Origin of the sequence: Pseudomonas moraviensis (assembly GCF_900105805.1) — a bacterium.
In the GTDB taxonomy this organism is placed as follows: Bacteria; Pseudomonadota; Gammaproteobacteria; order Pseudomonadales; family Pseudomonadaceae; genus Aquipseudomonas; species Aquipseudomonas moraviensis_A.
In genome coordinates, this window is the sequence record NZ_LT629788.1 from 42,529 (window position 1) to 68,059 (window position 25,531).

At 60.2% G+C, this 25,531-nt stretch carries 22 protein-coding genes; 12 read left to right on the top strand and 10 right to left on the bottom strand.

Translation table 11 applies throughout. The features are described 5' to 3' along the window. Nucleotides 1-66 precede the first annotated feature (66 nt). From BLU71_RS27185 to BLU71_RS00190, 4 genes are all read right to left on the bottom strand, one after another. A complete protein-coding gene (locus BLU71_RS27185) occupies nt 67-2,589 on the bottom strand; it encodes a hypothetical protein (RefSeq protein ID WP_156889201.1) in 2,523 nt (840 codons plus the stop codon). 197 nt (nt 2,590-2,786) lie between these two features. Then, nucleotides 2,787-3,575, bottom strand: coding sequence for an OmpA family protein (locus BLU71_RS00180; protein WP_083352019.1), 789 nt, complete (start codon nt 3,573-3,575; stop codon nt 2,787-2,789). Between the two features lie 55 nt (nt 3,576-3,630). Continuing rightward, nucleotides 3,631-4,035, bottom strand: a complete 405-nt coding sequence (locus tag BLU71_RS00185; RefSeq protein WP_024011747.1) for a DUF4398 domain-containing protein — start codon at nt 4,033-4,035, stop codon at nt 3,631-3,633. Between the two features lie 355 nt (nt 4,036-4,390). Beyond that, nucleotides 4,391-4,735 (bottom strand): hypothetical protein, encoded by a 345-nt coding sequence (locus tag BLU71_RS00190; RefSeq protein WP_042606952.1) that lies wholly within the window; start codon nt 4,733-4,735, stop codon nt 4,391-4,393. A gap of 212 nt (nt 4,736-4,947) precedes the next feature. On the opposite strand from BLU71_RS00190, the gene ppc reads away from it, so the two are divergent. From ppc to BLU71_RS00225, 7 genes are all read left to right on the top strand, one after another. Then, nucleotides 4,948-7,578, top strand: a complete 2,631-nt coding sequence (gene ppc, locus BLU71_RS00195) for a phosphoenolpyruvate carboxylase (RefSeq protein WP_083352020.1) — start codon at nt 4,948-4,950, stop codon at nt 7,576-7,578. A 300-nt stretch (nt 7,579-7,878) separates the two neighbouring features. Beyond that, nucleotides 7,879-8,529 (top strand): adenylate kinase, encoded by a 651-nt coding sequence (gene adk, locus BLU71_RS00200; RefSeq protein WP_042606954.1) that lies wholly within the window; start codon nt 7,879-7,881, stop codon nt 8,527-8,529. 94 nt (nt 8,530-8,623) lie between these two features. Then, complete coding sequence (gene tsaB / locus BLU71_RS00205) at nt 8,624-9,298, top strand: tRNA (adenosine(37)-N6)-threonylcarbamoyltransferase complex dimerization subunit type 1 TsaB (RefSeq protein WP_065615304.1); 675 nt, start codon at nt 8,624-8,626, stop codon at nt 9,296-9,298. A 310-nt stretch (nt 9,299-9,608) separates the two neighbouring features. After that, nucleotides 9,609-9,917, top strand: a complete 309-nt coding sequence (locus BLU71_RS00210) for a hypothetical protein (RefSeq protein ID WP_024011752.1) — start codon at nt 9,609-9,611, stop codon at nt 9,915-9,917. Further along, entirely contained in the window at nt 9,917-10,777 is an 861-nt protein-coding gene (locus tag BLU71_RS00215) for a DUF72 domain-containing protein (protein WP_083352021.1), read from the top strand. Before BLU71_RS00210 ends, BLU71_RS00215 begins: the two co-directional genes overlap by 1 nt. 30 nt (nt 10,778-10,807) lie before the next feature. Further along, nucleotides 10,808-11,644 (top strand): isocitrate lyase/PEP mutase family protein, encoded by an 837-nt coding sequence (locus BLU71_RS00220; protein WP_064364272.1) that lies wholly within the window; start codon nt 10,808-10,810, stop codon nt 11,642-11,644. A gap of 2 nt (nt 11,645-11,646) precedes the next feature. Then, complete coding sequence (locus BLU71_RS00225; RefSeq protein WP_083352022.1) at nt 11,647-12,339, top strand: extensin family protein; 693 nt, start codon at nt 11,647-11,649, stop codon at nt 12,337-12,339. 3 nt (nt 12,340-12,342) lie between these two features. Here the strand turns inward: BLU71_RS00225 and BLU71_RS00230 are convergent, their stop codons facing one another. Next, nucleotides 12,343-12,963, bottom strand: a complete 621-nt coding sequence (locus tag BLU71_RS00230; RefSeq protein WP_083352023.1) for an energy transducer TonB — start codon at nt 12,961-12,963, stop codon at nt 12,343-12,345. Nucleotides 12,964-13,055: 92 nt separating this feature from the next. Between BLU71_RS00230 and BLU71_RS00235 the strand changes: the two genes are divergently transcribed. Next, on the top strand, nt 13,056-13,838 hold the full coding sequence (locus tag BLU71_RS00235) for a class I SAM-dependent methyltransferase (RefSeq protein WP_083354285.1): 783 nt from the start codon (nt 13,056-13,058) through the stop codon (nt 13,836-13,838). Nucleotides 13,839-13,945: 107 nt separating this feature from the next. Here the strand turns inward: BLU71_RS00235 and BLU71_RS00240 are convergent, their stop codons facing one another. Then, on the bottom strand, nt 13,946-14,581 hold the full coding sequence (locus BLU71_RS00240) for a TetR/AcrR family transcriptional regulator (protein WP_064364271.1): 636 nt from the start codon (nt 14,579-14,581) through the stop codon (nt 13,946-13,948). A gap of 94 nt (nt 14,582-14,675) precedes the next feature. Between BLU71_RS00240 and BLU71_RS00245 the strand changes: the two genes are divergently transcribed. From BLU71_RS00245 to BLU71_RS00255, 3 genes are all read left to right on the top strand, one after another. Further along, complete coding sequence (locus BLU71_RS00245) at nt 14,676-15,776, top strand: efflux RND transporter periplasmic adaptor subunit (protein ID WP_083352024.1); 1,101 nt, start codon at nt 14,676-14,678, stop codon at nt 15,774-15,776. Nucleotides 15,777-15,782: 6 nt separating this feature from the next. Continuing rightward, complete coding sequence (locus tag BLU71_RS00250) at nt 15,783-18,854, top strand: efflux RND transporter permease subunit (protein ID WP_042606963.1); 3,072 nt, start codon at nt 15,783-15,785, stop codon at nt 18,852-18,854. Nucleotides 18,855-19,429: 575 nt separating this feature from the next. Then, complete coding sequence (locus BLU71_RS00255) at nt 19,430-20,809, top strand: Fic family protein (protein WP_083352025.1); 1,380 nt, start codon at nt 19,430-19,432, stop codon at nt 20,807-20,809. A 7-nt stretch (nt 20,810-20,816) separates the two neighbouring features. Here the strand turns inward: BLU71_RS00255 and BLU71_RS00260 are convergent, their stop codons facing one another. The 3 genes from BLU71_RS00260 to plsB all read right to left on the bottom strand — a co-directional run bounded on the left by BLU71_RS00260 (nt 20,817) and on the right by plsB (nt 24,548). Next, a complete protein-coding gene (locus tag BLU71_RS00260) occupies nt 20,817-21,506 on the bottom strand; it encodes a DUF4197 domain-containing protein (protein ID WP_064364267.1) in 690 nt (229 codons plus the stop codon). A gap of 27 nt (nt 21,507-21,533) precedes the next feature. Beyond that, nucleotides 21,534-21,929: a YbaY family lipoprotein gene (locus tag BLU71_RS00265; protein WP_083352026.1), complete on the bottom strand. Its 396-nt coding sequence runs from the start codon at nt 21,927-21,929 to the stop codon at nt 21,534-21,536. Between the two features lie 117 nt (nt 21,930-22,046). Then, entirely contained in the window at nt 22,047-24,548 is a 2,502-nt protein-coding gene (gene plsB, locus BLU71_RS00270) for a glycerol-3-phosphate 1-O-acyltransferase PlsB (RefSeq protein ID WP_083352027.1), read from the bottom strand. 238 nt (nt 24,549-24,786) lie between these two features. On the opposite strand from plsB, the gene BLU71_RS00275 reads away from it, so the two are divergent. After that, complete coding sequence (locus BLU71_RS00275; RefSeq protein ID WP_007908870.1) at nt 24,787-24,996, top strand: cold-shock protein; 210 nt, start codon at nt 24,787-24,789, stop codon at nt 24,994-24,996. Between the two features lie 91 nt (nt 24,997-25,087). On the opposite strand, the gene BLU71_RS00280 is transcribed toward BLU71_RS00275, so the two are convergent. Continuing rightward, nucleotides 25,088-25,465 carry a hypothetical protein gene (locus BLU71_RS00280; protein ID WP_064364265.1) on the bottom strand — a complete coding sequence of 126 codons (378 nt, stop codon included), beginning with the start codon at nt 25,463-25,465 and terminating at the stop codon, nt 25,088-25,090. Nucleotides 25,466-25,531 lie beyond the last annotated feature (66 nt).

Sequence of the window (25,531 nt, forward strand, 5' to 3'; positions counted from 1 at the left end):
CTGCAGGCCCAGCCCTCACTCCACCGCTTTGCATTCAGAGGGGTGGAGTGTGACGTGCTCTTCAAACTATGGGTTGGATGTCACGGTGATCTTCCGGCTAGTGCTCCAAGGCGAACGCTTGCCGTCGATGCTCTGCCATGCCGTAATGGAAAACGGCCCGACCGGTAGGCTCCATTCACTTCGCACCGACCATTTGCCGTAGGCATCGGCGTCTGTTTCCGCCAGTACATTGTAAGGTCCATTGACCTTGGTGACCCGGATGTGGGCGCCCGGGAGAGCCGTGCCGGAGAGCATTGGATTCTGCCCGGTCTGACCGTTTTCCGTCGGTGTTTCAATGATGGGCGCAACAAGTGCATCAACAACTGTGATTTTTCGGTTGGCGCTCCATGGCGAGCGCTTGCCGTCAATGCTTTGCCATGCCGTGATGGAAAAAGGTCCGATCGGCAGGCCCCATTCACTTTGCACCGACCATTTGCCATAGGCGTCGGCGTCTGTTTCCGCCAGTACATTGTAAGGTCCATTGACCTTGGTGACCCGGATGTGGGCGCCCGGGAGAGCCGTGCCGGAGAGCATTGGATGCTGCCCGGTCTGACCGTTTTCCGTCGGTGTTTCAATGATGGGCGCAACAAGTGCATCAACAACTGTGATTTTTCGGTTGGCGCTCCATGGCGAGCGCTTGCCGTCGATGCTTTGCCATGCCGTGATGGAAAAAGGTCCGATCGGCAGGCCCCATTCACTTTGCACCGACCATTTGCCATAGGCGTCGGCGTCTGTTTCCGCCAGTACATTGTAAGGTCCATTGACCTTGGTGACCCGGATGTGGGCGCCCGGGAGAGCCGTGCCGGAGAGCATTGGATGCTGCCCGGTCTGACCGTTTTCCGTCGGTGTTTCAATGATGGGCGCAACAAGTGCATCAACAACTGTGATTTTTCGGTTGGCGCTCCATGGCGAGCGCTTGCCGTCGATGCTTTGCCATGCCGTGATGGAAAAAGGTCCGATCGGCAGGCTCCATTCACTTTGCACCGACCATTTGCCATAGGCGTCGGCGTCTGTTTCCGCCAGTACATTGTAAGGGCCATTGACCTTGGTGACCCGGATGTGGGCGCCTGGGAGCGCTGTGCCCGAAATCAACGGGTTGAGACCAGCCTCGCTGTTCTCAACGGGAGTCGAAATAATGGGAGGTTGCAAGTCCACGAGTTCGGTAACTTTGAATGAACGTGGTTCGGAAGCCACCGAAGCTTCATCGCCAAAGTATTGCCGAAGCACGATGGTTTTTTGCCCCGCCTGCATTCTGGCAGGATGAATGATCGACCATTTGCCTTGTGTGTCTGCGACGTCCGTTGCAAAGAAGTTCTCTGGATTTGCAGCTTCTGCGATCTTTATGGTTGCTCCGGGGCGTGCTGTTCCGCTGAATACAGGTCTGGGCGTCGTCTGGTCATTTTGCTGGGGTGTCATTAATAGTGGTGGCGGGACAGCTGTCGTGCAATCCGGTAGACCCTGCCCGTTGAATGCAACCACAACTGATGCCCCGCTTTTATCGGTGGCACAGACCTTGATTTTTACTTTTGCCGTCGCGTCTTCTAGGGTACGCCCTGCCTGCAACGTCGGATCCGCTGCCGTGGCAGTCTCCGGCGTAGCATCCAATTGGACGTTGCGCACGGTTCCGTTCAATGACGAATATCTGATCCAGACGCCAGTGACGCGATTATCGGTGGGAGAGAATTCATCGAATGGCGTGGGCTGGCGGTACTCAAGTGCGATCAACCGTGGTTCTGTCGGCCGATTGATCAAATAGAGTTGAGGTCCTTCCTTTCCCAGTACGCCCAGCCGATAAAATCCTGTCTTGCTGATCGCCGAAGCTTGTGAGTCGTCCAGCCAGCCGGAAAACCAACGGTTGATGGCCGGGTAGAGTGTTCCGCCGCCCGATACTGAGTCGCCCGTATCACCATAACTGATATAGCTACATGCTTCTGGTGCCTTGACAATTGCGTTGCTTACCGGACATTTGGTAAACGAGCCGCCATGCGGGTAACCTAGGTTATGACCGAATTCGTGTTTCCAGACATGCGGAGAGCCTGGCATTCCTTTTACCCAGATCCAATTTCCCGGCATCGTAGCGATCGCACCGCCGCCACAGGGCACCGCCACAAGCAGGTAATGATAAGCGGCGGGATCAATGTTCTGGGCAACAGCGGCCTGGCGCGCTGCTTCAAGACTACCTGAGGCGCTGCACCTCTCTGGCTTTTTACCAAAATCTGCCGCGATCTGTGTGCCCTCCAGTTTCAATCTGTTGCCGGACGCGGCCGAGACGTATGAACTCAGCGAGTTCCAGTGTGCTGAAAAGGTCTGTTCGGCAATTTTTCCAGCGTCTAGGCCAGGTTCCCCAGACCAATGACCGATCACCAGGAGTCCCTTTCGAATACCCGTAATTGGACGTTTTTTTACGGGTATTAGTGCTTCAGGATCACTGCTGATGATCATGTCATCAGGAACGTACAAAGGCTCAGGCGGGATCGCCGGATTACTCCAACTGATGACTGAATAGAGCAGCGTTGAAAACAATCCGACAGCGATGATTGATCGCTTCATGGTGGCTACCTTGGCAGGTGGTTGACAAGTGATAGCCTGTTACGGGTACAGATTCCCGTCTACTGTCATAGTTGACAGTAGACGGGGCGGTATGCAGCCGAAGATCATTGAAGGTGTGTCCGTATTTTCCATCCCCCCACATAAAGAAGCCCCGCCTGAAACAAATCAGGCGGGGCTTTTGCGTTACGACGTGAAGCTTAGTTCGAGCTCACCGAAGAACGCGGTGCTACCGGCTGGTTGTCGTTGGAGATGGTCACTTCCACACGACGGTTCATCGCACGGCCCGAGACGCTGCCGTTATCTGCTACCGGGTATTCCTTGCCATAACCCTGAGTGACAATACGCGCTGGATCAACGCCCATTTTCACCAGCGCTGTGCGCACGGAGTTGGCGCGGCGCTCGGACAGCGACTGGTTGTAGTTCGCGGCGCCAGTGCTGTCGGTGTAACCCTCGACGATCACTTTGCGATCCGGGTTTTCCTGGAGGAACTGTGCCAGTTTGTTGATGTTCACCAAACCGCTGGACTTCAGATCAGCCTTGTTGGTGGCGAACAGCACGTCACCGAAAGTCACCAGCGTCCCGCGATCGGTCTGCTTGGCGTTGAGGCTGTCCTGCAGCTGTTTGATCTGCTGGTCACGGGCATCAAGACGAGCCTGAGCGCGCTGTGCAGCGGCGTTTTTCAGGTTGTTTTCGGCGGTGCGCAGGGCGATGGTCTGCTTGGCCACTTCGACGCGCTGGTTGGTCAGGTAGGCCAGTTGGTCAACCTTGGCCGCGTCTTCTTTATCCAGATAAGCCTTGTCGGCCTTGTCCAGGTAGTCGCTGGCGTCTTTGGTTTCCAGTGCCGCGACTTTGCTTGCCTGTGGGTTGGCCTGCAGGCCGGCGTAGTTGGTGCGCGCCTGTTCCAGGTTCGGGTTAGGCGGGGTGGAGCAGGCAGCCAGTGCAACGCTTGCGGCCAGAAGAGCGGGAATCATCAGTTGCTTACGCATAATTTGTCGTCCTTTCTATCGGTAAGAGTTTCAGCTTTGCGGTCGGGATGCGCGCTTACTGCACAGTGCGCTGGCTTTCCTGACGCAGTTCCTGAACACCTTTCTGGGAATCCTTCACAGCCTGTTCGGCCTTGGCGGCCTGAGCCTTGCGTTCAGCGACGCGAGCGTCCCATTCAGCCTGTTCGGACAGACGACGGGCCTCGTCATACTTCTTGTCGTGCATGGCGATTTCAGCTTGTTTCAGTTTGTCCTGAGCCTGCTTCATTTCCACCGCAGCGAACTCGGTACCACCAGCGCTGACAGCGCTGTTGACGGCCGATTGGGTCACGGCGTACTGCTCGGTCGGTGGATTACCCGCGCAACCGGCCAGCACGAAGCTGGTGCCGATGGCCAGAGCGGCCAGTTTCAGACCGCGCAGGTGGGAAAACGAGGTTTGGGTTTTCATGGTCTTCAACTCCATTAGGCATCTCCTGAAAATACAACTGAATCCATCCTGGCAGAGGAGCCGAAAGCATCGCTTGTTGACGCGAATTGAAACGCTCGTTCCAGGCGTGGTTACCAGTTCCGACCGGCGGCATTTTTGAAAAGTTCAGAAAAGATGGCCTATCGCCAAAAATTAAATTGACCGATTGGACAAGGCTCTGGGGCGGGAACTTTGATGGTCGGAAGCGGTACGCGCGGGGTAAATATTCAGGATGTCACCATCCATTGTAGGAGTGAGCCCGCTCACGATAGCGGTGGGTCAGCCACGCATGGGGTAGCTGAAAAACGCCATCGCGAGCAGGCTCGCTCCTACAGTTTTGATTTGTGTCGGGTCAGTGCTTCTGCTTGTTCTCAGCCGACGACAAGTCATGCAGATGCCGCCGCGACAGCGCCAGAAAACGCGGGGTCGGGCCGACATCTTCATACAACGGATCACCTTCCTCATCCGTCGCCACCACCGTCGAACCCTTCACATACGGCAGGCTCGCTTCGAACTCCTCGAGCGCGGCGCCGATCAGTTCGCCGAGCAGTTCCTCGGGATGACGCTTGGGGTACATTTCGGCAATCGCCGCCAGGCGAGCAGCGGATTCCACATCCAGGTGAATCGTGTAGCCAGTGTCGGTCAGGCGACCTTTGGCGTTTTCTTCCCAATGCTGGGCGAGTTCACGAATTTTCATGATGACCTCATTTCGCGCCTGCTGCTGGCAGGCCTGGGTGAGTGTCCGGCAGCGCCGGCGGCGGGCCTTCGTACGGCTTACTGTTGAGACTGGCTTTCGCGCGCAAGGTTTAAGTCGATTCGTCGCCTGCTTGTAAGAAGCGGCGCAGAGCGGCACTCTCTGGCAAAGCATTCATTTCTGCGCTGTCCCCGATTACCGCTGGAGAACTGCTGATGACCGATATTGATGCACGCTTGCGCGAAGACGTTCACCTGCTCGGAGAGCTGTTGGGCAACACCATTCGAGACCAGTACGGCGAGGCGTTCCTCGACAAGATCGAGCAGATTCGCAAGGGCGCCAAAGCCGACCGGCGCGGCTCGATGGACGCCGAACTGAGCGCCAGCCTCAATCAATTGAGCGAAGACGAATTGCTTCCGGTCGCGCGGGCCTTCAACCAGTTTCTCAACCTGGCCAACATCGCTGAGCAGTACCAACTGATCCATCGCCGCGAGGAGTCGCAGCCGGCGCCGTTCGAGTCGCGGGTATTGCCGGAACTGCTCGCGCGCCTGCGCAGTGAAGGCCACAGCGCTGAATCTCTGGCCCGGCAACTGGCGCGGCTGGAAATCGAACTGGTACTCACCGCACACCCGACCGAAGTGGCGCGGCGCACCCTGATCCAGAAGTACGACGCGATCGCCGCGCAACTGGCCGCACAGGACCATCGCGACCTGACCAGCGCCGAGCGCGAGCAGATCCAGACCAAACTGCAGCGGCTGATCGCCGAAGCCTGGCACACTGAGGAAATCCGCCGCACCCGACCGACCCCGGTCGATGAAGCCAAGTGGGGCTTTGCGGTGATCGAGCACTCCTTGTGGCAGGCGATCCCCAACCATATGCGCAAGGCCGATCAGGCGCTGTTCGCTGCGACGGGCCTGCGCTTGCCGCTGGAAGCCGCGCCGATTCGCTTCGCCTCGTGGATGGGCGGCGACCGTGACGGCAACCCCAATGTCACCGCAGCAGTGACCCGAGAAGTTTTACTCCTGGCGCGCTGGATGGCCGCTGATTTGTACCTGCGCGACGTCGATCATCTCGCTGCCGAACTGTCGATGCAGCAGGCCAGCGACGCGCTGAAGGCCAAGGCAGGCGACAGCGCCGAACCCTATCGCGCAGTGCTCAAACAATTGCGCGAACGCTTGCGAGCTACGCGCAATTGGGCGCATGCCGCGTTGACCGCGCCGACCCCGGCACCCGCCGATGTGCTGCACGACAATCGCGATCTGCTCGAACCTTTGCAGCTGTGTTTCAACTCGCTGCACGAATGCGGCATGGGCGTCATCGCCGACGGGCCGTTGCTCGATTGCCTGCGTCGGGCGGTGACGTTCGGCCTGTTCCTGGTGCGTCTCGATGTGCGCCAGGATTCCACGCGGCACAGTTCGGCGATGACGGAAATCACCGATTACCTCGGCCTCGGCCGCTATGAAGACTGGGACGAAGAGCAGCGCATCAACTTCCTCACCGAGGAGCTGAGCAACCGTCGTCCGCTGCTGCCGGCGCATTTCAAACCGTCGGCGGACACCGCTGAAGTGCTCAACACCTGCAAGGAAATCGCCGCCGCACCTGCTGCGTCGCTGGGCTCCTACGTGATCTCCATGGCGGGCGCCGCTTCCGATGTGCTGGCTGTACAACTGCTGCTCAAGGAATCCGGCGTGCTGCGGCCGATGCGCGTAGTGCCGCTGTTCGAAACCCTCGCCGACCTCGATAACGCCGGGCCGGTGATGGAACGGCTGTTGCTGTTGCCGGGCTATCGCGCGCGCCTGCACGGCCCGCAGGAAGTGATGATCGGCTATTCCGATTCGGCCAAGGATGCCGGCACCACCGCTGCGGCCTGGGCGCAATATCGCGCGCAGGAGCGCCTGGTGGAAATCTGCCGCGAGCAGCAAGTCGAACTGTTGTTGTTCCACGGTCGCGGCGGCACCGTGGGCCGTGGTGGCGGCCCGGCCCACGCGGCGATTCTGTCGCAGCCGCCGGGCTCAGTGGCGGGGCGCTTCCGGACCACCGAGCAGGGCGAAATGATTCGTTTCAAATTCGGCCTGCCAGACATCGCCGAGCAAAACCTCAATCTCTATCTGGCCGCCGTGCTCGAAGCGACCTTGCTGCCACCGCCGCCGCCGACCCCTGAATGGCGGCATCTGATGGACGAATTGGCGGCTGACGGTGTCAGCGCTTACCGCCAGGTGGTGCGGGAAAATCCGCAATTCGTCGAGTATTTCCGTCAGTCGACCCCGGAGCAGGAACTGGGACGTTTGCCTTTGGGCAGTCGTCCCGCCAAACGTCGTGCCGGCGGTATCGAAAGCCTGCGGGCGATCCCGTGGATTTTCGGCTGGACCCAAACGCGGCTGATGCTGCCGGCCTGGCTCGGTTGGGAGACGGCGCTGAGCAAGGCCCTGGAGCGCGGCGAGGGGGAGTTGCTCGGGCAGATGCGCGAGCAATGGCCGTTCTTCCGCACCCGCATCGACATGCTGGAAATGGTTCTGGCCAAAGCCGACGCGGATATTGCGCAGTCCTACGACGAGCGTCTGGTCGAAGCCGAACTGCTGCCGTTGGGCGCGCAGTTACGCGACCTATTGTCGCAGGCATGTTCGGTGGTGCTCGGTCTGACCGGGCAGTCGCAGCTGCTGGCGCACAGCCCGGACACCCTCGAATTCATCCGCTTGCGCAACACCTACCTCGACCCGCTGCATCTATTGCAGGCGGAGTTGTTGGCGCGCTCGCGGCAGCAGGAAGTCGAGCAGGGCAGCCCGGTGGAACAGGCGCTGCTGGTGTCTGTAGCGGGGATTGCCGCCGGATTGCGCAATACCGGCTAAGGTTGCTGATCACGTCAGGCGGCATTCGCGATGAGGGTCGGATGCCGCCACGCCTGCCGTAGGAAAGTGCCGCGAGGCGACAGTTAATGTTGGGGTTGCGACTTGGGTTACCGCGTCGCGAGGTCACGGCGGGCGTCGGTTTCTCCGACTTTTGGCGTCTTGTGTGGGCGCAGCCTGCTGTGTATCTTGATCAGCCTTTGGCCGTTTGTGCGGCCACGACCCGTATTTTCAGGATCCGCCGGTTACGTGCGAATCCTTTGTTTTGTAAAGCTTTTATATAAAAAATTGAGGAGCACATCGATGCGCGTCATTCTGCTGGGAGCTCCCGGGGCCGGTAAAGGTACTCAGGCAAAGTTCATCACCGAGAAATTCGGCATTCCGCAAATCTCCACCGGCGACATGCTGCGTGCTGCGGTCAAGGCTGGCACTCCCCTGGGCGTGCAGGCCAAGAGCATCATGGATGCCGGCGGCCTGGTGTCGGATGACCTGATCATCGCGCTGGTCAAGGACCGCATCGCTCAACCTGATTGCGCCAACGGTTTCCTGTTCGACGGCTTCCCGCGCACCATTCCGCAGGCCGAAGCACTGGTCACTGCCGGTGTCGAACTGGACGCCGTGGTGGAAATCGCTGTTGAAGACGAAGAAATCGTCCAGCGCATCGCCGGTCGCCGTGTTCACGAAGCCAGCGGCCGCGTTTACCACATCGTCTACAACCCGCCGAAACTGGCTGGCAAGGACGACATCACCGGTGAAGAGCTGGTGCAGCGCAAGGACGACACCGAAGAAACCGTGCGTCATCGCCTGTCGGTCTACCATTCGCAGACCAAGCCGCTGGTGGAGTTCTACCAGAACCTGTCTGCCGCCAATGGTGGCAAGCCGAAGTACAGCCACATTCCAGGCGTGGGTTCGGTCGATGCGATCACCGCCAAGGTGCTGGCCGCGCTGAGCTGAAAAGTCTGACCGCAGCATCAATCCACGGCCCGCTTGCGGGCCGTAGTTGTTTATACTGACGCACTTTTTTCCCACCCCTGTTTTGGAAACATCGATGAGCACCTTGCTGGCCCTGGACACCGCGACTGAAGCTTGCTCCGTTGCCTTGCTGCATGACGGCAAGGTCACGAGCCATTACGAGGTGATCCCGCGTTTGCACGCGCAGAAGCTGCTGCCGATGATCCAGCAATTGCTCGCCGATGCGGGCACCACATTGCAAGCGGTCGACGCCATCGCTTTCGGTCGTGGCCCGGGCGCGTTTACCGGTGTGCGGATTGCCATCGGCGTAGTGCAAGGTTTGGCGTTCGCGCTGGATCGTCCGGTGCTGCCGGTATCCAATCTTGCGGTGTTGGCGCAGCGTGCCTTGCGTGAGCAGGGCGTCAGCCAGGTGGCGGCCGCCATCGATGCGCGGATGGATGAGGTTTATTGGGGCTGCTATCGCGAGACGGCGGGGGAGATGCGTCTGGTTGGCGCCGAAGCCGTGCTGCCGCCGGAAGTGGCTGCGTTGCCGGCCGATGCCAGCGGCGACTGGTTCGGTGCCGGAACCGGTTGGGGTTATGGTGAGCGCATTGCGGTCAATCTGAGCGGCTCCGACGCCGGCATGTTGCCCCACGCTGAAGATCTGCTGACGCTGGCGCGTTTCGCCTGGGAGCGCGGCGAATCGATCCCGGCGGATGACGCCCAACCGGTTTACCTGCGCGATAAAGTCGCCACCCCCAAAGCCCGCTGATCTCCGGTCTGTGCTGTTCCCTATGGCGAGGGAGCTTGCTCCCGTTCGGCTGCGCAGCAGTCGCAAACCCTGCATTCGCGATTTGACTGATGAATAAACGGGGCCGCTTCGCTGCCCAGCGGGAGCAAGCTCCCTCGCCACAAAAGCGCCCGCCGGGTATTCAGTGCCTTATCCCGAATCCAGTCAATCGTCAGTTTCTACCCCCTCGCTTAAAACCTTTTGCGCTTTCTGTGTTCTAGTTATCACTCGGCGGTTTGCTAAGTCGGTCAAGTGCCGCTAAATTGCCATCATCGATACCGAGCATGACATTATGCGTATAGACGGCGTTTCCACTCAGTCCTATCCCATCAAGCGCAAGCCGCGCAAAGGCAATGCGGCGCTGGATGAGTCCGTCGACATCATCGACGGCGAGCTGGAATTCCCGAGCGAAGAGCAGTTGGCAGCCCGTGCTGCCCAAGCTACCGCGCAACGCCTGAGCAACCTGCCTGCCCGTCAGCAAGACATGATCTACCACCGCGCGATGAAGAAAAGCGTAGCCATGGCCCTGGCCAGCTACCTGAGCACCGCCGGATTTGTCGACTGGGATGCGGACGTGCTGGGCCTCGATCTGTATATCTGATGGATCTGCCTTACTACCTCGGTTGCCCGTCCTGGAGCGAAAATGCCTGGCGCGAGTATCTGTATCCGGTAGATGCAAAAACCTCCGATTTTCTCGCTCTCTATTGCCAGGTGTTCAACGCCGTCGAAGGCAACACCACCTTCTACGCCAGCCCTTCGCCAGCCACCGTGCAGCGCTGGGCCGAGATCATGCCGGCGCACTTTCGCTTCACCGCCAAATTCCCCGGCGACATCAGTCACAGTGGCGACTTGCGCGAGCAACTGACTGCTGCCAAAACCTTCCTGCAATTACTCAAGCCGTTGGGCGAGCGTGTTTCGCCGCTGTGGCTGCAATTGTCGAAAAGCTTTACACCGCAGCGTCTGCCGGAACTGGTGGCGTTCATCGACGCGCTGGATTGCCCGCTTGCGGTGGAAGTGCGCAATGAGCAGTTCTTCGCCAAGGGCGAGAGCGAGCGCCTGCTCAATCGCCTGCTGCTGGATCGCGGCGTCGAGCGCATCTGTCTCGACCCGCGTGCGCTGTTCAGTTGCCTGTCGACCGAGTCTTCGGTGATCCACGCGCAATCGAAAAAGCCACGCGTGCCGACCCGTCCCGCAGCGTTCACGCAGTTTCCGCAGGTGCGCTTCATCGGCCATCCCGAGCTTGAGGCCAACGATGCGTTTCTCGTGCCGTGGGTGGCGAAAATCGCCGAATGGATCGAAGAGGGCCGCACCCCGTACATCTTCCTGCACACCGCCGACAACCTGTTGGCAGCGAAACTCGCGCAACGTTTTCACGCGCAACTGATGCAACGTTTGCCTGGCTTGCCCGCGCTGCCTGAGCTATACAGAGAACCCGCCGTCGAGCAGCTTGGCTTGCTCTGAGGCGGTTTTTTTCTGCCCGGGAGCCCGTCGATGAACGTCCAAGCCAGTCAGGCGCAACTGCTTAAAGCCCAAGCCTTCAAGGCCCTGCATGATCGTCAGGAGACTTTCGTGATTCCCAATCCGTGGGACGCCGGTTCGGCGAAGATGCTCGCCAGTCTGGGTTATTCGGCCTTGGCCACCACCAGCGCCGGTTACGCGTTCTCCCAAGGCAAGGCGGACGGCGCGTTGAGTCTCGACGAGACCCTGGCCAATGTCCGCGCGATCGTCGCAGCGACTGATCTGCCGGTGGCGGTGGATCTGGAAAACGGCTTTGCCGATGACCCGGTCGAGGCTGCGCAGAGTCTTCTGCGCGCAGCCGAGGCGGGGGCGGTGGGTGGTTCGATCGAAGATGCCACGGGGCGTCCGGACGCGCCGATCTATTGCTTCGAACACGCCGTGGCGCGCATTGAAGCCGCCGTCGCCGCGGTGCGCACGCTGCCGTTTCCCTTTGTCCTCACCGCTCGCGCGGAAAACTACCTGCACGGTAATCCCGACCTCGATGACACCATTCGCCGCTTGCAGGCATTTGCCGCCGCAGGTGCCGACGTTCTTTATGCGCCGGGTTTGCGCAGCGCCGAAGAAGTGCGCGCAGTGGTGCAGGCCGTGGCGCCGAAACCGGTCAATGTGTTGATGTCTGGCGGTTTGAAACTGACCGTACAACAGCTCGAGGAAATGGGCGTACGGCGGATCAGCACCGGATCGGCGCTGGCGCTGGCGGCGTTCGGCGAATTTTTCCGCGCGGCTGAAGAAATCCAGCAGTCCGGCACGTTTGGCTTCACGTCGCAGTCGATGCCGTACGCCAAGGCCAATCAATTCTTCAAGGACTGAGCATGGGGCGCTGGCTGTTCTGGTTGGTGTTGCTGGCGATCGGCGGTGCAGCGGTCAGTGTCTGGCGCGGCTGGCTGGACGTACCAGCGCAGTGGAATCCGTGGGCACCGCTGGACGTAAAAGCCGCGCCCAACTGGCTGACCGGTTACAAACTCATGCGTCTGCGCAGCGATCCTGAGCTGTGCGCACAGGCGCTGGGCAGCGCGGATCTGCGCGTCAGCCGCCAGGCCGACAGTCCCGGTGCGAAGTGCCCGCTGATCGGCGCTCTGCGTGTGCAGGGCGGTGAAGTGGCGCTGAGCAGCAGTTTCATCGCCAGCTGCCCGCTGGCGGTGGCCTACGCGATGTTCGAACACCACACCCTGCAACCGGTCGCGCAATCGGTGTATGGCCAGAAAGTCACGCGTGTCGACCATCTCGGCAGCTTCGCCTGTCGCAATGTCTACAACCGTGAGAACGGCGCGCTCAGTCGACACGCCAGTGCCGACGCGCTGGACATCGCCGGCTTCCGCCTGGCTGATGGACGCACGATCAGCGTGCTCAAGGATTGGCCCAAACAAAATCAGGACGCACAGTTTTTGCGTCAGCTGCGTGGCGGCGCCTGTGAGTCATTCAGTGTGGTGTTGAGCCCGGATTACAACGCCGCCCATCGCAATCACTTTCATGTCGATGTCGGGCGCTGGAGCGTGTGTCGCTGAGGGTCAGGCGGCGAGGCGCAGGTTCTGCAGAACGATCGGGCGAGCCCAGCCGTTGTCGAAGTCCAGGGCCTTCTGCTGCTCGACGATTTCTTCCGGCGGGAACGGTGGGTACGGCTTCTGCAGCAAGTCCAGGTCGAACTCGGCGATCGGCAGGTACAGCGGGCGTTTTTGCGGAGCGGGGCCTGGCTCAGGCAGCGGCTGGCCATTGTTGATCACGATCGGGCGCACCCAACTGCTGTCGAAATCCTGCTGCTCTTGCTGGGCTTTGAGTTCTTCTGGCGGGAACGGTGGGAACGGCTTGTCCAGCAGTTCCATTTCGAATTCAGCGATCGGCAGGAACAGCGGCTCTGGCGGGCGAACTTCGGTTTCAACCACATCGCACTCGCGCTGGCTGACGATGTGCGCGTGCAGCTCGCTGCCAACGGTCGGTTCTTCCGGGCTGTTCAGGTCAACCGGTGGAAACGTGCCACAGGCCGGCACCACTTCACTCGTCTGTTCGGCCAGGGCCTGGGCAAAGAAATCCTGCCACAGGTGACTGACGCCGCTCAGTGCTTGAGTGTTATGACGGCTGAAGTCGCCATGGGGCGAAACGTAGCCAATCGATGTGGGAGGAATGCCTGACATTTTTTTCGGTTGCCGCTCAGCTCTGGCAAAATGCGCGTTGAATGGTTTATCGGCGGTTTTTGTCGATCCTTAACTTTTTTGAGCGTTTTTTCATGATCGAGTCACCCGCGGCCTGCCGCATCCATGTCCAGGCCCTCGCCCCGACGTTTCAAGCACAAGCCGAGCACTGGGCCGAACGTCTCGGCTTGCCGCTCGGCGAGGCGGACGGCGAGTTCGCCTTGCAGGTCGGCGAGCAGGGGTTGCAATTGCAGCAGCTTGGCCCGGACGCCCCGGGCCCGGTGCGGGTCGACTTTGTCGAAGGCGGCGCGGCGCACCGGCGTTTGTATGGCGGCGGCAGCGGGCAGATGATCGCCAAAGCTGTCGGCATCGCCCAAGGCGTGCGCCCGCGTGTGCTCGATGCCACCGCGGGGCTGGGCAAGGATGCATTTGTACTGGCCAGTCTGGGTTGTGAAATGAGCCTGATCGAGCGTCAGCCGTTGATCGGCGCGCTGCTCGAGGATGGGCTGGCGCGGGCGGCGGAAGATTTCGACGTGGCGCCGATCGTCGCGCGGATGAAATTGCTCAAGGGCAACTCCATCGAGGTCATGCGGCATTGGGAAGGGGAGCCGCCACAGGTGATCTATCTCGATCCGATGTTCCCGCATCGCGAGAAAACCGCGTTGGTGAAAAAGGAAATGCGCCTGTTTCGCCCGCTGGTGGGCGATGATCCGGATGCACCGGCCCTGCTTGAAGCCGCGCTGGCCCTGGCCACGCACCGGGTAGTCGTCAAACGCCCGCGCAAGGCACCGTGCATCGAAGGGCCGAAACCGAGCCATGCGCTGGATGGCAAATCGAGCCGGTATGACATTTATCCGAAGAAAGCGCTGAAGCCCTGAGACCGCGTCGCCCCATTCGCGAGCAGGCTCGCTCCCACAGTTGAAATGCATTCCAATGTGGGAGCGAGCCTGCTCGCGAAGCGGTCTGCACAAGCACCGCAAAACTGTCAGGGTTTGTACGCCCTCATAAACAACCCCACCACCTCCCTTACGTGGCGCTCCGCCGCCTCACCCGTCAGCGGCTCGCCGCAGCCATAAAGCAAACGGAAATTTCCCGCGCCTTTGATCAGGCAGAAGAAATGCTCAGCGGCATTGCGTGGCTGGTCGATGCTCAGCGCGCCGCTCGCATGGATCTTCGCCAGCAAACCTTCCATGCCGTTGACCACACGTTCGGGGCCGGCCTCGAAGAAGATCAGCGACAGTTTCGGGTCCTGGCTGCCCAGCGCCATGATCAAGCGGTGCAGGTTGACTGATTCATCGCTGTTGATCAGTTGGTGGAAGCCTCGGGCAATGTTCAGCAACACATTTTCCACCGGGATGTTTTCCGGCAACTCGAAGAACAGCGGCGGCAGTTGTTCCTCGCATTTCGCGACGACGGCGGCGGAAAACAGCGTCTCCTTGTCGTTGAAATGGCTGTAGACCGTCAGCTTCGACACGCCGGCCTCGCTGGCCACCGCGTCCATGCTGGTATTGGCGTAGCCATGACAGAGAAACAGGGTTTTCGCCGCGTCGAGGATCGCCTGGCGCTTGGCCAGATCCTTGGGGCGGCCCGGGCCGTTTGGAGCTGAAAGATTGTTCGACATTCTTCGCTTTTAATACTGGACTGGTGAGTTTGCTATTAATACCATACCCGCCAGTATAAATATTCCAAGCCTCATTCGCGAAAGGTCCGTCACCATGTTCCGCCATGCGTTGTCCTTTGCCGTGCCAGTCAGTCTGGCGTTCCTGTTATCGGCGTGCGGTCAGGAAGAGGTGACGCAAGTCACCGTGCGACCGGCCATGGTGGTGCAACCCGAGCCTTCGGCGCAGGCGATGGAAAGTTATCCGGGCGAGGTTCGCGCCCGTTACGAGCCTGATCTGGCGTTCCGCATCGGCGGCAAAGTCAGCCGACGACTGGTCGACGAAGGTCAGCGGGTCAAGGCCGATCAGCCCTTGGCCGAACTCGATCCGCAAGACGTACGATTGCAACTGGAGGCCACCCGCGCGCAGGTCGCCGCCGCCGAGGCCAATCTGAACCTGGTGCGCGCCGAGCGCGATCGCTACAAAACCCTGATGGAGCGGCAGATGGTCAGCCGCTCGGCCTACGACAACGCGGAAAATCTATACCGCTCCGGCGAAGCCCGCCTTAAACAAATCAAAGCCGAATTCAACGTATCGACCAACCAGGCCAGTTACGCGGTGCTGCGTGCGCCACAGGACGGTGTGGTGGCCAAGCGTTCGGTGGAAGTCGGCCAAGTGGTCGCCGCCGGGCAAACCGTGTTCACCCTCGCCACTGACGGTGAGCGCGAAGTCCTGATCAGCCTGCCGGAGCAAAGCTTCGGCCGCTTCATGGTCGGTCAGCCAGTGACCGTGGAATTATGGGCGCAGCAGAATCAACGCTTCGCCGGGCAGATCCGCGAGCTGTCGCCATCCGCCGACCCGCGCTCACGCACCTTTGCCGCGCGTATCTCCTTCACCAGCGGCAAAGTCCCGGCGCAATTGGGGCAGAGCGCCCGGGTGTTCGTGCAAGCGGCCGACAGTGTTTCGCTGTCCATTCCGCTTTCGGCGCTGACCGCTGAGAACGGCGCGACCTACGTCTGGGTGGTCAACGGCAACAACACGTTGAAGAAAACCCCGGTGCGGGTCGGCCCGTTCGGCGAGAAAAGCGTGGCAGTCCTCGAAGGCCTGAGCGCCAGCGACTGGGTGGTGGCCGCCGGCGTCCATGTGTTGCTCGATGGTCAGCAGGTGCGACCGGTGGATCGCTCCAACCGTGTGGTCAATCTGGCGAACAAGGAGTAAGCCCCGATGCGCTTCAACCTCTCCGAATGGGCGTTGCGTAATCGCCAGATCGTATTGTTCCTGATGCTTTTGCTCGCCGTTGTCGGCGCGCTGTCCTACACCAAACTCGGCCAGAGCGAAGACCCGCCGTTCACCTTCAAGGCGATGGTCATCCAGACCCGCTGGCCCGGTGCGACCGCGCAGGAAGTCTCGCGCCAGGTCACCGAACGCATCGAAAAGAAGCTGATGGAAACCGGCGAGTACGAACGCATCATGTCGTTCTCCCGCCCCGGCGAATCCCAGGTCACTTTCATTGCCCGCGATTCGATGCACTCCAAGCAAATCCCCGACCTCTGGTACCAGTTGCGCAAAAAGGTCGGCGACATCCGCCAGACCTTGCCGCCGGGAATCCAGGGGCCGTTTTTCAACGATGAGTTCGGCACCACCTTCGGCAATATCTACGCGCTGACTGGCGACGGTTTCGATTACGCCGTGCTCAAGGATTACGCCGACCGCATCCAGATTCAGCTGCAACGGGTCAAGGACGTCGGCAAGGTCGAACTGCTCGGCCTGCAGGACGAGAAGATCTGGGTCGAGCTGTCCAACGTCAAACTCGCCACCCTCGGCTTGCCGCTGGCAGCGGTGCAGCAGGCACTGGAGGAGCAGAACGCGGTCTCCACGGCGGGGTTCTTCGAAACCGGCAGCGAGCGCTTGCAGCTACGCGTTTCAGGGAATTTTCAGACAGTCGATGAGATAAAGAACTTTCCGATCCGCGTCGCCGATCGTACGTTCCGCATCTCCGATATCGCCGATGTGCGTCGCGGTTTCAGCGACCCCCCGGCGCCGCGCATGCGTTTCATGGGCGACGATGCGATCGGTCTGGCCGTGGCGATGAAGGATGGCGGCGACATTCTGGTGCTCGGCAAGGCGCTCGAAGGCGAGTTCTCGCGGATCCAGAAAAATCTCCCGGCCGGGATGCAGCTGCGCAAGGTCTCTGATCAGCCGGCCGCAGTGAAAACCGGGGTCGGCGAGTTCGTTCAGGTGTTGGTCGAAGCGCTGGCAATCGTCCTGCTGGTGAGTTTCTTCTCTCTCGGCGTGCGCACTGGCATGGTCGTCGCGTTGACCATTCCGCTGGTGCTGGCGATGACCTTCGCCTGCATGTACTACCTCGGGATCGGCCTGCACAAGATCTCCCTCGGTGCACTGGTACTGGCGCTGGGGCTGCTGGTGGACGACGCGATCATCGCCGTGGAAATGATGGCGATCAAAATGGAGCAGGGTTTCGATCGCATTCGCGCGGCAAGTTATGCCTGGACCAGTACGGCGTTTCCGATGCTCACCGGCACGTTGATCACCGCCGCCGGCTTCCTGCCGATTGCCACCGCGCAGTCCGGAACCGGCGAATATACCCGCTCGATTTTCCAAGTGGTGACCATTGCCTTGCTGGCCTCATGGGTTGCGGCGGTAATGTTCGTGCCGTATCTGGGGGAAAAACTCCTGCCGGATCTGGCGAAAATTCATGCGGCAAAACACGGCACTGGCGATGGTCAGCCGGACCCGTACGCGACGCCGTTTTATCAGCGCGTGCGGCGGCTGGTGGAGTGGTGCGTGGCGCATCGCAAGACGGTGATCGTGCTCACCGTGGGCCTGTTCATCGCCTCGGTGATGCTGTTCCGTTTCGTCCCGCAGCAGTTCTTCCCGGCTTCGAACCGGCTGGAGTTGATGGTTGATCTGAAACTCGCCGAAGGCGTTTCGCTGGCCAACACCACCAGTGAAGTCAAACGCCTCGAGGCGCTGCTCAAGGAGCACGCCGGTATCGAGAATTATGTGGCCTATGTCGGCACTGGTTCGCCGCGTTTCTACCTGCCGCTGGATCAGCAATTGCCGGCGGCGAGTTTTGCCCAGTTTGTGGTGTTGGCGAAAACCATCGAAGAGCGTGAAGCGCTGCGCAACTGGTTGATCGAAACCCTCAACGAACAATTCCCGGCCCTGCGTTCGCGGGTTACTCGTTTGGAAAACGGTCCGCCGGTTGGCTATCCGGTGCAGTTCCGCGTCACCGGCGAACACATTGAAGAGGTCCGAGCGCTGGCGCGCAAAGTGGCGGCCAAGGTTCGCGAGAACCCGCATGTGGTCAATGTGCATCTGGACTGGGAAGAGCCGAGCAAAGTCGTCTACCTGAACATCGACCAGGACCGCGCCCGCGCACTTGGCGTGAGCACCGCCAATCTGGCGAAATTCCTCCAGAGTTCGCTGGTCGGCTCAACGGTCAGCCAGTATCGCGAAGATAACGAATTGATCGAGATTCTGCTGCGCGGCACCGTGCATGAACGCACTGAGTTGTCGTTATTGCCGAGCCTCGCGGTGCCGACCGATAACGGCCGCAGTGTAGCGCTGTCGCAGATTGCCACGCTGGAATATGGCTTCGAGGAAGGCATCATCTGGCACCGCAACCGCCTGCCGAACGTGACCGTGCGTGCCGATATTTATGGCAAGGAGCAACCGGCGACGCTGGTCAAACAGATCATGCCGACGCTTGACCCGATTCGCGCCGAATTGCCCGATGGTTATCTGCTGGATGTCGGCGGCACGGTGGAGGATTCCGAGCGCGGGCAGAAGTCGGTGAATGCCGGGGTGCCGATGTTTATTGTCGTGGTACTGACCTTGCTGATGGTGCAACTGCGCAGTTTCTCGCGTACGGCGATGGTGTTTCTCACCGCACCTCTGGGGTTGATCGGGGTGACGCTGTTTCTGATGGTGTTCCGGCAGCCGTTCGGGTTTGTGGCGATGTTGGGGACGATCGCGCTGTCCGGGATGATCATGCGCAACTCGGTGATTCTGGTGGATCAGATCGAGCAGGATATTGCTGCCGGGCTCAGGCCTTGGCAGGCGATCATCGAGGCGACGGTGCGGCGCTTTCGGCCGATTGTGTTGACGGCGCTGGCGGCGGTGCTGGCGATGATTCCGTTGTCGCGCAGTGTGTTTTTCGGGCCGATGGCGGTGGCGATCATGGGTGGGTTGATTGTGGCTACGGCGCTGACTTTGTTGTTTTTGCCGGCGTTGTATGCGGCCTGGTTCAGGGTTCGCAAAGACTCCGTTTGAGTTGTGGTTGCGTGGCGGCCTGAGGGCCGACCATGCTTTGGGTGTTCTGAGTGAATATCCGTTTTTTTTGGGTGTTGCGGCTGGCGGTTCCGCTCTTACAGCGGGTCACTTTTGCAGACGCCCAAAAGTAACCAAAACGCTGGGCCCCGGCGTTCGGCCCCTCGCTGGGGCTCGGGGTTCCTTCGCTCCGGGATCGATCCGGGCGCAGCGTCTCCGGTTTGCTTCGCTGCACCTCCTCCCGCTGTGTTTGGCTGCGCCAAACGGTCGCTGCGCTCCCACGCCCGGATCAATCCCTCCACTCAGCCTGCCGATGGGGCCGGCACGGCAAGATCAAAAGCGGTACTCGAGCTTGCGCTCATTGTGTAGGAGCTGCCGAGGGCTGCGATCTTTTGATCTTGATTTTGCTTTTCTGTGAGAGCGAGCCTGCTCGCGAAGGCGGTCTGACAGCCAATTCATTTCAACTTGCCAATTCACGCTGCCTGCCTACAGCTTTTTCAGAAACCTCCGATCTTGAGGCGCTGCCCGTCGAATGCTGTACTCCGGGTTCTGTTTTTCCGAGTCCTTGAGGCTGTCCCATGAAGAAGCCACCGACATTAAGCGGCGGAACGGATCCTGTTTTCGACCTGTTGGCCCGCTCGCCCCACAAGCAACGACTTGCGGATTATCTGGCGCTGCTCAAGCCCCTCGATGATCAGGGGCGCTATCTGCCATTCGAGGCGTTGCGCTATCGCTGGCCTGCGGGATTGGACGCCAACCTTTGTTGGGCGTTGGTGAAGAAGGCGCGGGCAGCCCAGTACATCCGTTTGTTGCCGTTGGGCGAGCCGGTGCAGTGGGGCAAATATGTGCCAACGCCGTTGGCGCAGAAAACCTTGGCTGTGGTGGATCGTCACGCCAGTACGGCCGCGCTGGATTACATGACCAGTCAGATCGGCGAACGTGTGCATTTCTCTTGTCTGCTCAATGACTTGATCGAAGACGAAGCCATCGCAAGTAGCCAGTTGGAGGGCGCGGCGACCACGACTCGTGTTGCCAAGGACATGCTCAAGCATCAGCGCCAGCCGCGGACGCCGGATGAGCGCATGGTCATGGGTAATTATCGAATGATGAATTTCGCTTGGGAAAAGCGTTATGAACCTCTGAGCATTGAGCTGATTGCAGAGATCCATCGAGTGGGTGTGGAGGGGATTGATGACGAGCAGTATTCCCCTGGATTGTTCAGAACCAATGATGAGGTGGTTGTTCAGGATGGTTCGGGCAACACCGTGCACCGACCGCCTCCTGCGGTGGGTTTGGTTTCGCGGTTGGCGAGGCTGTCCGGCTGGATCAACCAGCCCGATGCCTCGATCCTGGAAAAAAACTATTTGCATCCACTGATCAAGGCCATCACGCTGCATTTCGCCATGGGTTACGAACATCCCTTTCGCGACGGTAACGGGAGGGTTGCGAGAGCCTTGTTTTACTGGTTCATGTTCAAACATGAGTTCGCGGGCTTTCGCTACATTACGATCAGCCTGTTGCTACGCAATGCACCGGTGAAATACGGGCGCTCCTATCTGCACACCGAGGCGGATGAGCTGGACCTGACCTATTTCATCGAGTTCCAGTGTTCTGTCATTCTGCGAGCCGTGGTCGGCTTTACCGATATTTACCGCAAGAGCGTGGCAGACACCGAGGATTTTGACCGTTGGCTGATCAGCTCTGGCGTATTTGAGCAACTGACGCAACAGCAGCGCGCCCTATATCAGGTGGCTAAAAGCGGGGAAGCGAAGGAATTTACGGCGAGCAACGTCGCGGAAAATTTTTCCTGCACGGGCAGTGAGGCGAAATCGATGTTGGAAGGGTTGGAGCAGTTGCAAATATTCGCCAGAAGACAGATGGGCCGGGAGGCGGTGTATTTTTTGTGCGGGCCCGTAGAAGAAAAAAGACACGGGGTCGAATCACTTCGCCCCGCGTGATGCCCGTTTACAACGTACCAAACACCTTCTTCGCCAGACTCGTCGCCGCAGCGGCCGGGTTCTGACGAATCGTTTCTTCCTGCTTGCCGATCATCTCGAACAGGCCATTGAGTGCTTGCTCGGTGACGTAACTCTCAACATTGGCGCTCTTGGCATCAACTACGCCGAATGCCGCTGCCTGCCCGGCAAACGAATTGTACTTCTGCGCGACGCCGACCTTGTCGGTGGCTTGTTTGACGATGGGCAGGAATTTCGCGCGGATCTGTTCGCGGCTGGATTTGTTCAGGTATTGGGTCGCCGAATCGTTGCCGCCGCTGAGGATGCCTTTGGCGTCGGCCACGCTCATTTTTTTCACCGCGTCGACGAGGATTGGCTGGGCCTGGGTCACGGCGGATTCGGCGGCTTTGTTCATCGCGGTTTCCAGTTCTTCGACCTGGGCGCCCATGCCGAAGGCTTTCATCTTGCTCGCGGCTTTGCCGAGTTTGCCCGGCAGCTCGATTTTCACCTCGGGGTTGTTGCTGAAACCGCCCGGGGTGCCGAGTTGTTTCACGGCGATCTGCGCGCCCTGGGTCAGGGCGTCCTTGAGGCCGCCGGTGGCGTCTTGCTGCGACAGGTCATTGAGCGACAGGGCCAGGGCGTTGGCAGAGATCAGCAGGCCGGCGCAGACGGCGGCGAAGCGAAGGGTAGAGCGGCGCATGGCGGCTTCCTTGTGGCGAAAAATGGATTAACGAACGGCGTCGACGCGGATTTTCAGCGGCTGCGGGTCGTTGCCGTCGAGTTGCACGGCGTGGTTTTCGGTGGTGATGAACATCAGCTCGCCGTTGACCTCGATGCGTGCGCTGACCGAGTAACGGTGGCCGGGTTTGACCTGCGCCGGATCGTAGCTCAAATGAAACGGCAGCGGCACCTGGCCTTCGATTGGGCCTTTTTGTTGGGCGAGGACCACGGCCGGCGCATCGGCCAGCGACACGTCTTGCAGACTGAGGCTCAGGGTCGCGCTCGGCGGCAGGGCGATGCGTTGCAGGTAGAAGACTTCACCGTCGAGGCTGGACTTGCCGGGGGTGGTTGATTGGCAGGCGCTGAGCAGCGTGGCGGCGGCGAGGGTTAGCAGTTTGTTCATGTAGTACTCCATTCAATTGTAGGAGTGAGCCTGCTCGCGATAGCGGTGTGTCAGACGACAGTGATGTTGACTGAAAAACCGCTATCGCGAGCAGGCTCACTCCTACAGGGATTTGCGTCAGGCTTCCGGCAACGCGGTAATCTGCTCCGCCGCATCTTCACTGCGGTGCAGCGCGACCTGGCGGATCGACAGGCGAATTTCCGCCGGCAACACGCGCTTGGCCGCGCCTTCGGCCAGCTCGCCAAGCAGTTCGTGGTAGCTGAGCTTGCCGGCTTCGTCGCGGCGCAGTACGTCGAGGTCGAGCAGGGTCTGGATGAAATGGCGGAACAGGCTCTTGTCGAAAAACTCCGGGGCGTTCAAGCCGTGGAGGATCGACAGGCGCTGGGCCATGACCGTGCACAAGTCTTCCAGCTCTTCGGCGCTGATGCTGTTCTGGCCGCTGTTGAGCAGCAGGGACACGGTCATGTAGAAACGCTGCAAGGTCTGCGCGATGCTTTTCGACAGCAGCGTCAGCAGCACGAAATGCCGCGAACTCGGTGCCGGACGCAGATAAACATCCTTCTCGAAACGCAGCAGCCCCTGCTCGACGAACGCTTCCAGCCATTGATCGATCACCGCGTCGAGTTCGTCCAGGCTCCAACGGATGAACAGCTCCGATTGCAGGTACGGATACAGCGCGCGGGTATAGCGCAGGATCTGCTCGCGGCTCATGCGCGAGGTGCTCTGGAAGAAACTCGCCAGCAACGAGGGCAGGGCGAAAATGTGCAGGACGTTGTTGCGGTAATAAGTCATCAGGACGGCGTTCTGCTCGTCCAGATACAGAATCTTGCCCAGCGCATCGTTCTGCTCGGCGAGCAGATCCATGTCTTTCACATGCTCGATCAGCGCACGGCCATCGCCTTCCGGCAAGGTGGTGTGCGGCGAATACGGGACTTTGCGCAGCAGCGCCAGATACAGATCCAGCACCCGTGCCATGGCGCGATCGTCCAGGGCCAGACGCGTGGTCGACAGCAGCGCCAGCGCCACCAGATTGACCGGGTTGATCGCCGCCGCTTCGTTCAGGTGCCGAGCGACCTTCTCGCCGAGGCGGTTGGTGGTTTCGTTGAGCCACGCCGGTTTGAACTGCGGGCCGAGTTCCTGCTGGCGCCAGTCCGGTTGCTCGGCGTCGAGGAATTCCGCCAGTTTGATCGGCTCACCGAAGTTCACCGCGACCTGACCAAAGCGCTGCTTCAGCGCGCCGATCACTTTGAAGATGTCGAAGATCGACTCTTTCTTCTTGCTCGCCCCGCGCAGCTCGCCCAGATAGGTGCGCCCTTCGAGCACGCGCTCGTAACCGATGTACACCGGGACGAACACGATCGGCATCCGCGACGAACGCAGGAAACTGCGCAGAGTAATCGCGAGCATGCCGGTTTTCGGTTGCAGCATGCGTCCGGTGCGCGAGCGGCCGCCCTCGACGAAATACTCGACCGGGAAACCTTTGGTGAACAGGGTGTGCAGGTATTCGTTGAACACCGAGGTGTACAGCGGGTTGCCCTTGAACGTGCGACGCATGAAAAACGCGCCGCCACGGCGCAGCAGGCTGCCGATCACCGGCATGTTGAGGTTGTTGCCGGCAGCGATGTGCGGCGGGGTCAGGCCGTTGCGGAACAGCAGATACGAGAGCAGCAGGTAGTCGATGTGGCTGCGATGGCATGGCACGTAGATCACTTCGTGACCTTGCGCGACGTTCTGAACGCCCTCGATGTGGTTGACCTTGATGCCGTCGTAGATCTTGTTCCAGAACCAGCTCAGCACCACTTCGAGAAAACGGATCGCGGTGTAGGTGTAGTCCGAAGCAATCTCGTTGCCATAGCGCAGGGCTTGAGCCTTGGCTTTTTCCGGGGAAATATTTTCGCGCTCGGCTTCGTCGAGGATCGCCTGTTTGACCAGCGGCTGGTTGAGCAGGCCTTTGACCAGATTGCGCCGGTGGGAAATGTCCGGGCCGATCACTGCGGCTTTCAGGTTGCGGAAGTGCACCCGCAGGATGCGCTGGGCCATGCGCACGGTGCGTTCGTGGCCCTTGTTGTGATCGATCAGTTCGCGCAGATGAATCGGGGCGGAAAACTGCACGCGGGTCTTACGCCCGAGGACGATGATGCTCAGCAGCCGGCGCAGGCGTCCGGTAACGGCCCAACTGTCGGCGAACAACAGTTTCCACGGGCTGTTTTCGCTGTCCGGCGACTGACCCCAGAACACGCTGACCGGAATGATCTGCGCGTCTTCGGCAGCGTTCTGCGTCAGCGCGCTGACCAGACGGGTCAGGGTCGGCGGCGCACCGCGTTTGTCCTGGCGGCCGAGCCAGTCCGGGTCCGGGGTCAGATAGAAAAACGCCGCCGGCTCGATCAACGAACCCACCGACACTGCCAGCACCGGACGCGGCAGGCCGGCCTTGGTGCACTCGGTGTCGACCACCGCCAGATCGGTCAGCGAAGGGTTTTGCAGGACGTAGAACACCGGACGACTGCGGTCGAGGTTGAGGGTGAACGACGACTGATTGATGGTCTCGGAGCGAACCCAGAGATACAGCAGGCGGCGCAGGGTGCCAAACACAAGACGGCGGAACGGGGAACGGGTCATACGGCTTCTGCGTGAGTGAATAGAACCGAGCGATTGCTCAAGTGGGCGACAGTTTGCCGGATTCACCGAAAATCGGCAAAAAAGCGCCGAACTAATCTCCTGTTGAGAGTTTCTGCGCCTGTCATATACTCGGCGCTCTGTTGCCGGTGCCCTGTCATGGACGTCGGACGCAGGCTGACGTTCCTCAAAGGCTTTCCTGCGAAAAGCCTGTTCAATAATAAAAAAGGAGTATGAACAGATGGCAACACGTGAAACCGGCAACGTGAAGTGGTTCAACGACGCCAAAGGCTACGGCTTTATCCAGCGCGAAGACGGGGTGGACGTGTTCGTGCACTACCGCGCGATTCGCGGCGAAGGGCATCGCTCGCTGACCGAAGGTCAACAGGTCGAGTACGCGGTGATTACCGGCGAGAAGGGCTTGCAGGCCGAGGATGTTGTAGGCCTGTAACCTTGAAGACCAAAAGATCTCAGCCTTCGGCAGCTCCTACAGGTGTACACATGACCCCGTAGGAGCTGCCGAAGGCTGCGATCTTTTGCTTTCAGGCCGTTTTCCAGGTGATTTCTTCTTCTCCGTCTGCGCTGATGCGAATCCAGCGATCGGCGGTTTCTTCACCCTCTTCTTCGACCCACGTTCCCGGTGCGCAACGCACTTCGACGTTCAGCGCGGCAAAGGCTGCGCGGGCGCAGGCGATGTCATCGTCCCAAGGCGTCTGGTCGCTTTCCAGGTACAGACTGTTCCACTTGCCCACGGCCTTCGGCAGCCAGGTCACCGGTACGTTGCCGGCCTTGCACTTGTACGTCTGGCCTTTCTGCACCCAGTCGCTGCACGGGCCCAGCGCTGCGCCGAGCCAGGCGGAAATGGCCTTGTGGTCGACGTCGGCGTCTTTCAGGTAAATCTCGATGTCCGGTTGGCGCATGGATGTCCTCACTGCGGGTCTGAAAAATCCATTCGCGGATTTAGCCGGCCCCGGGCCTGTGCCCGA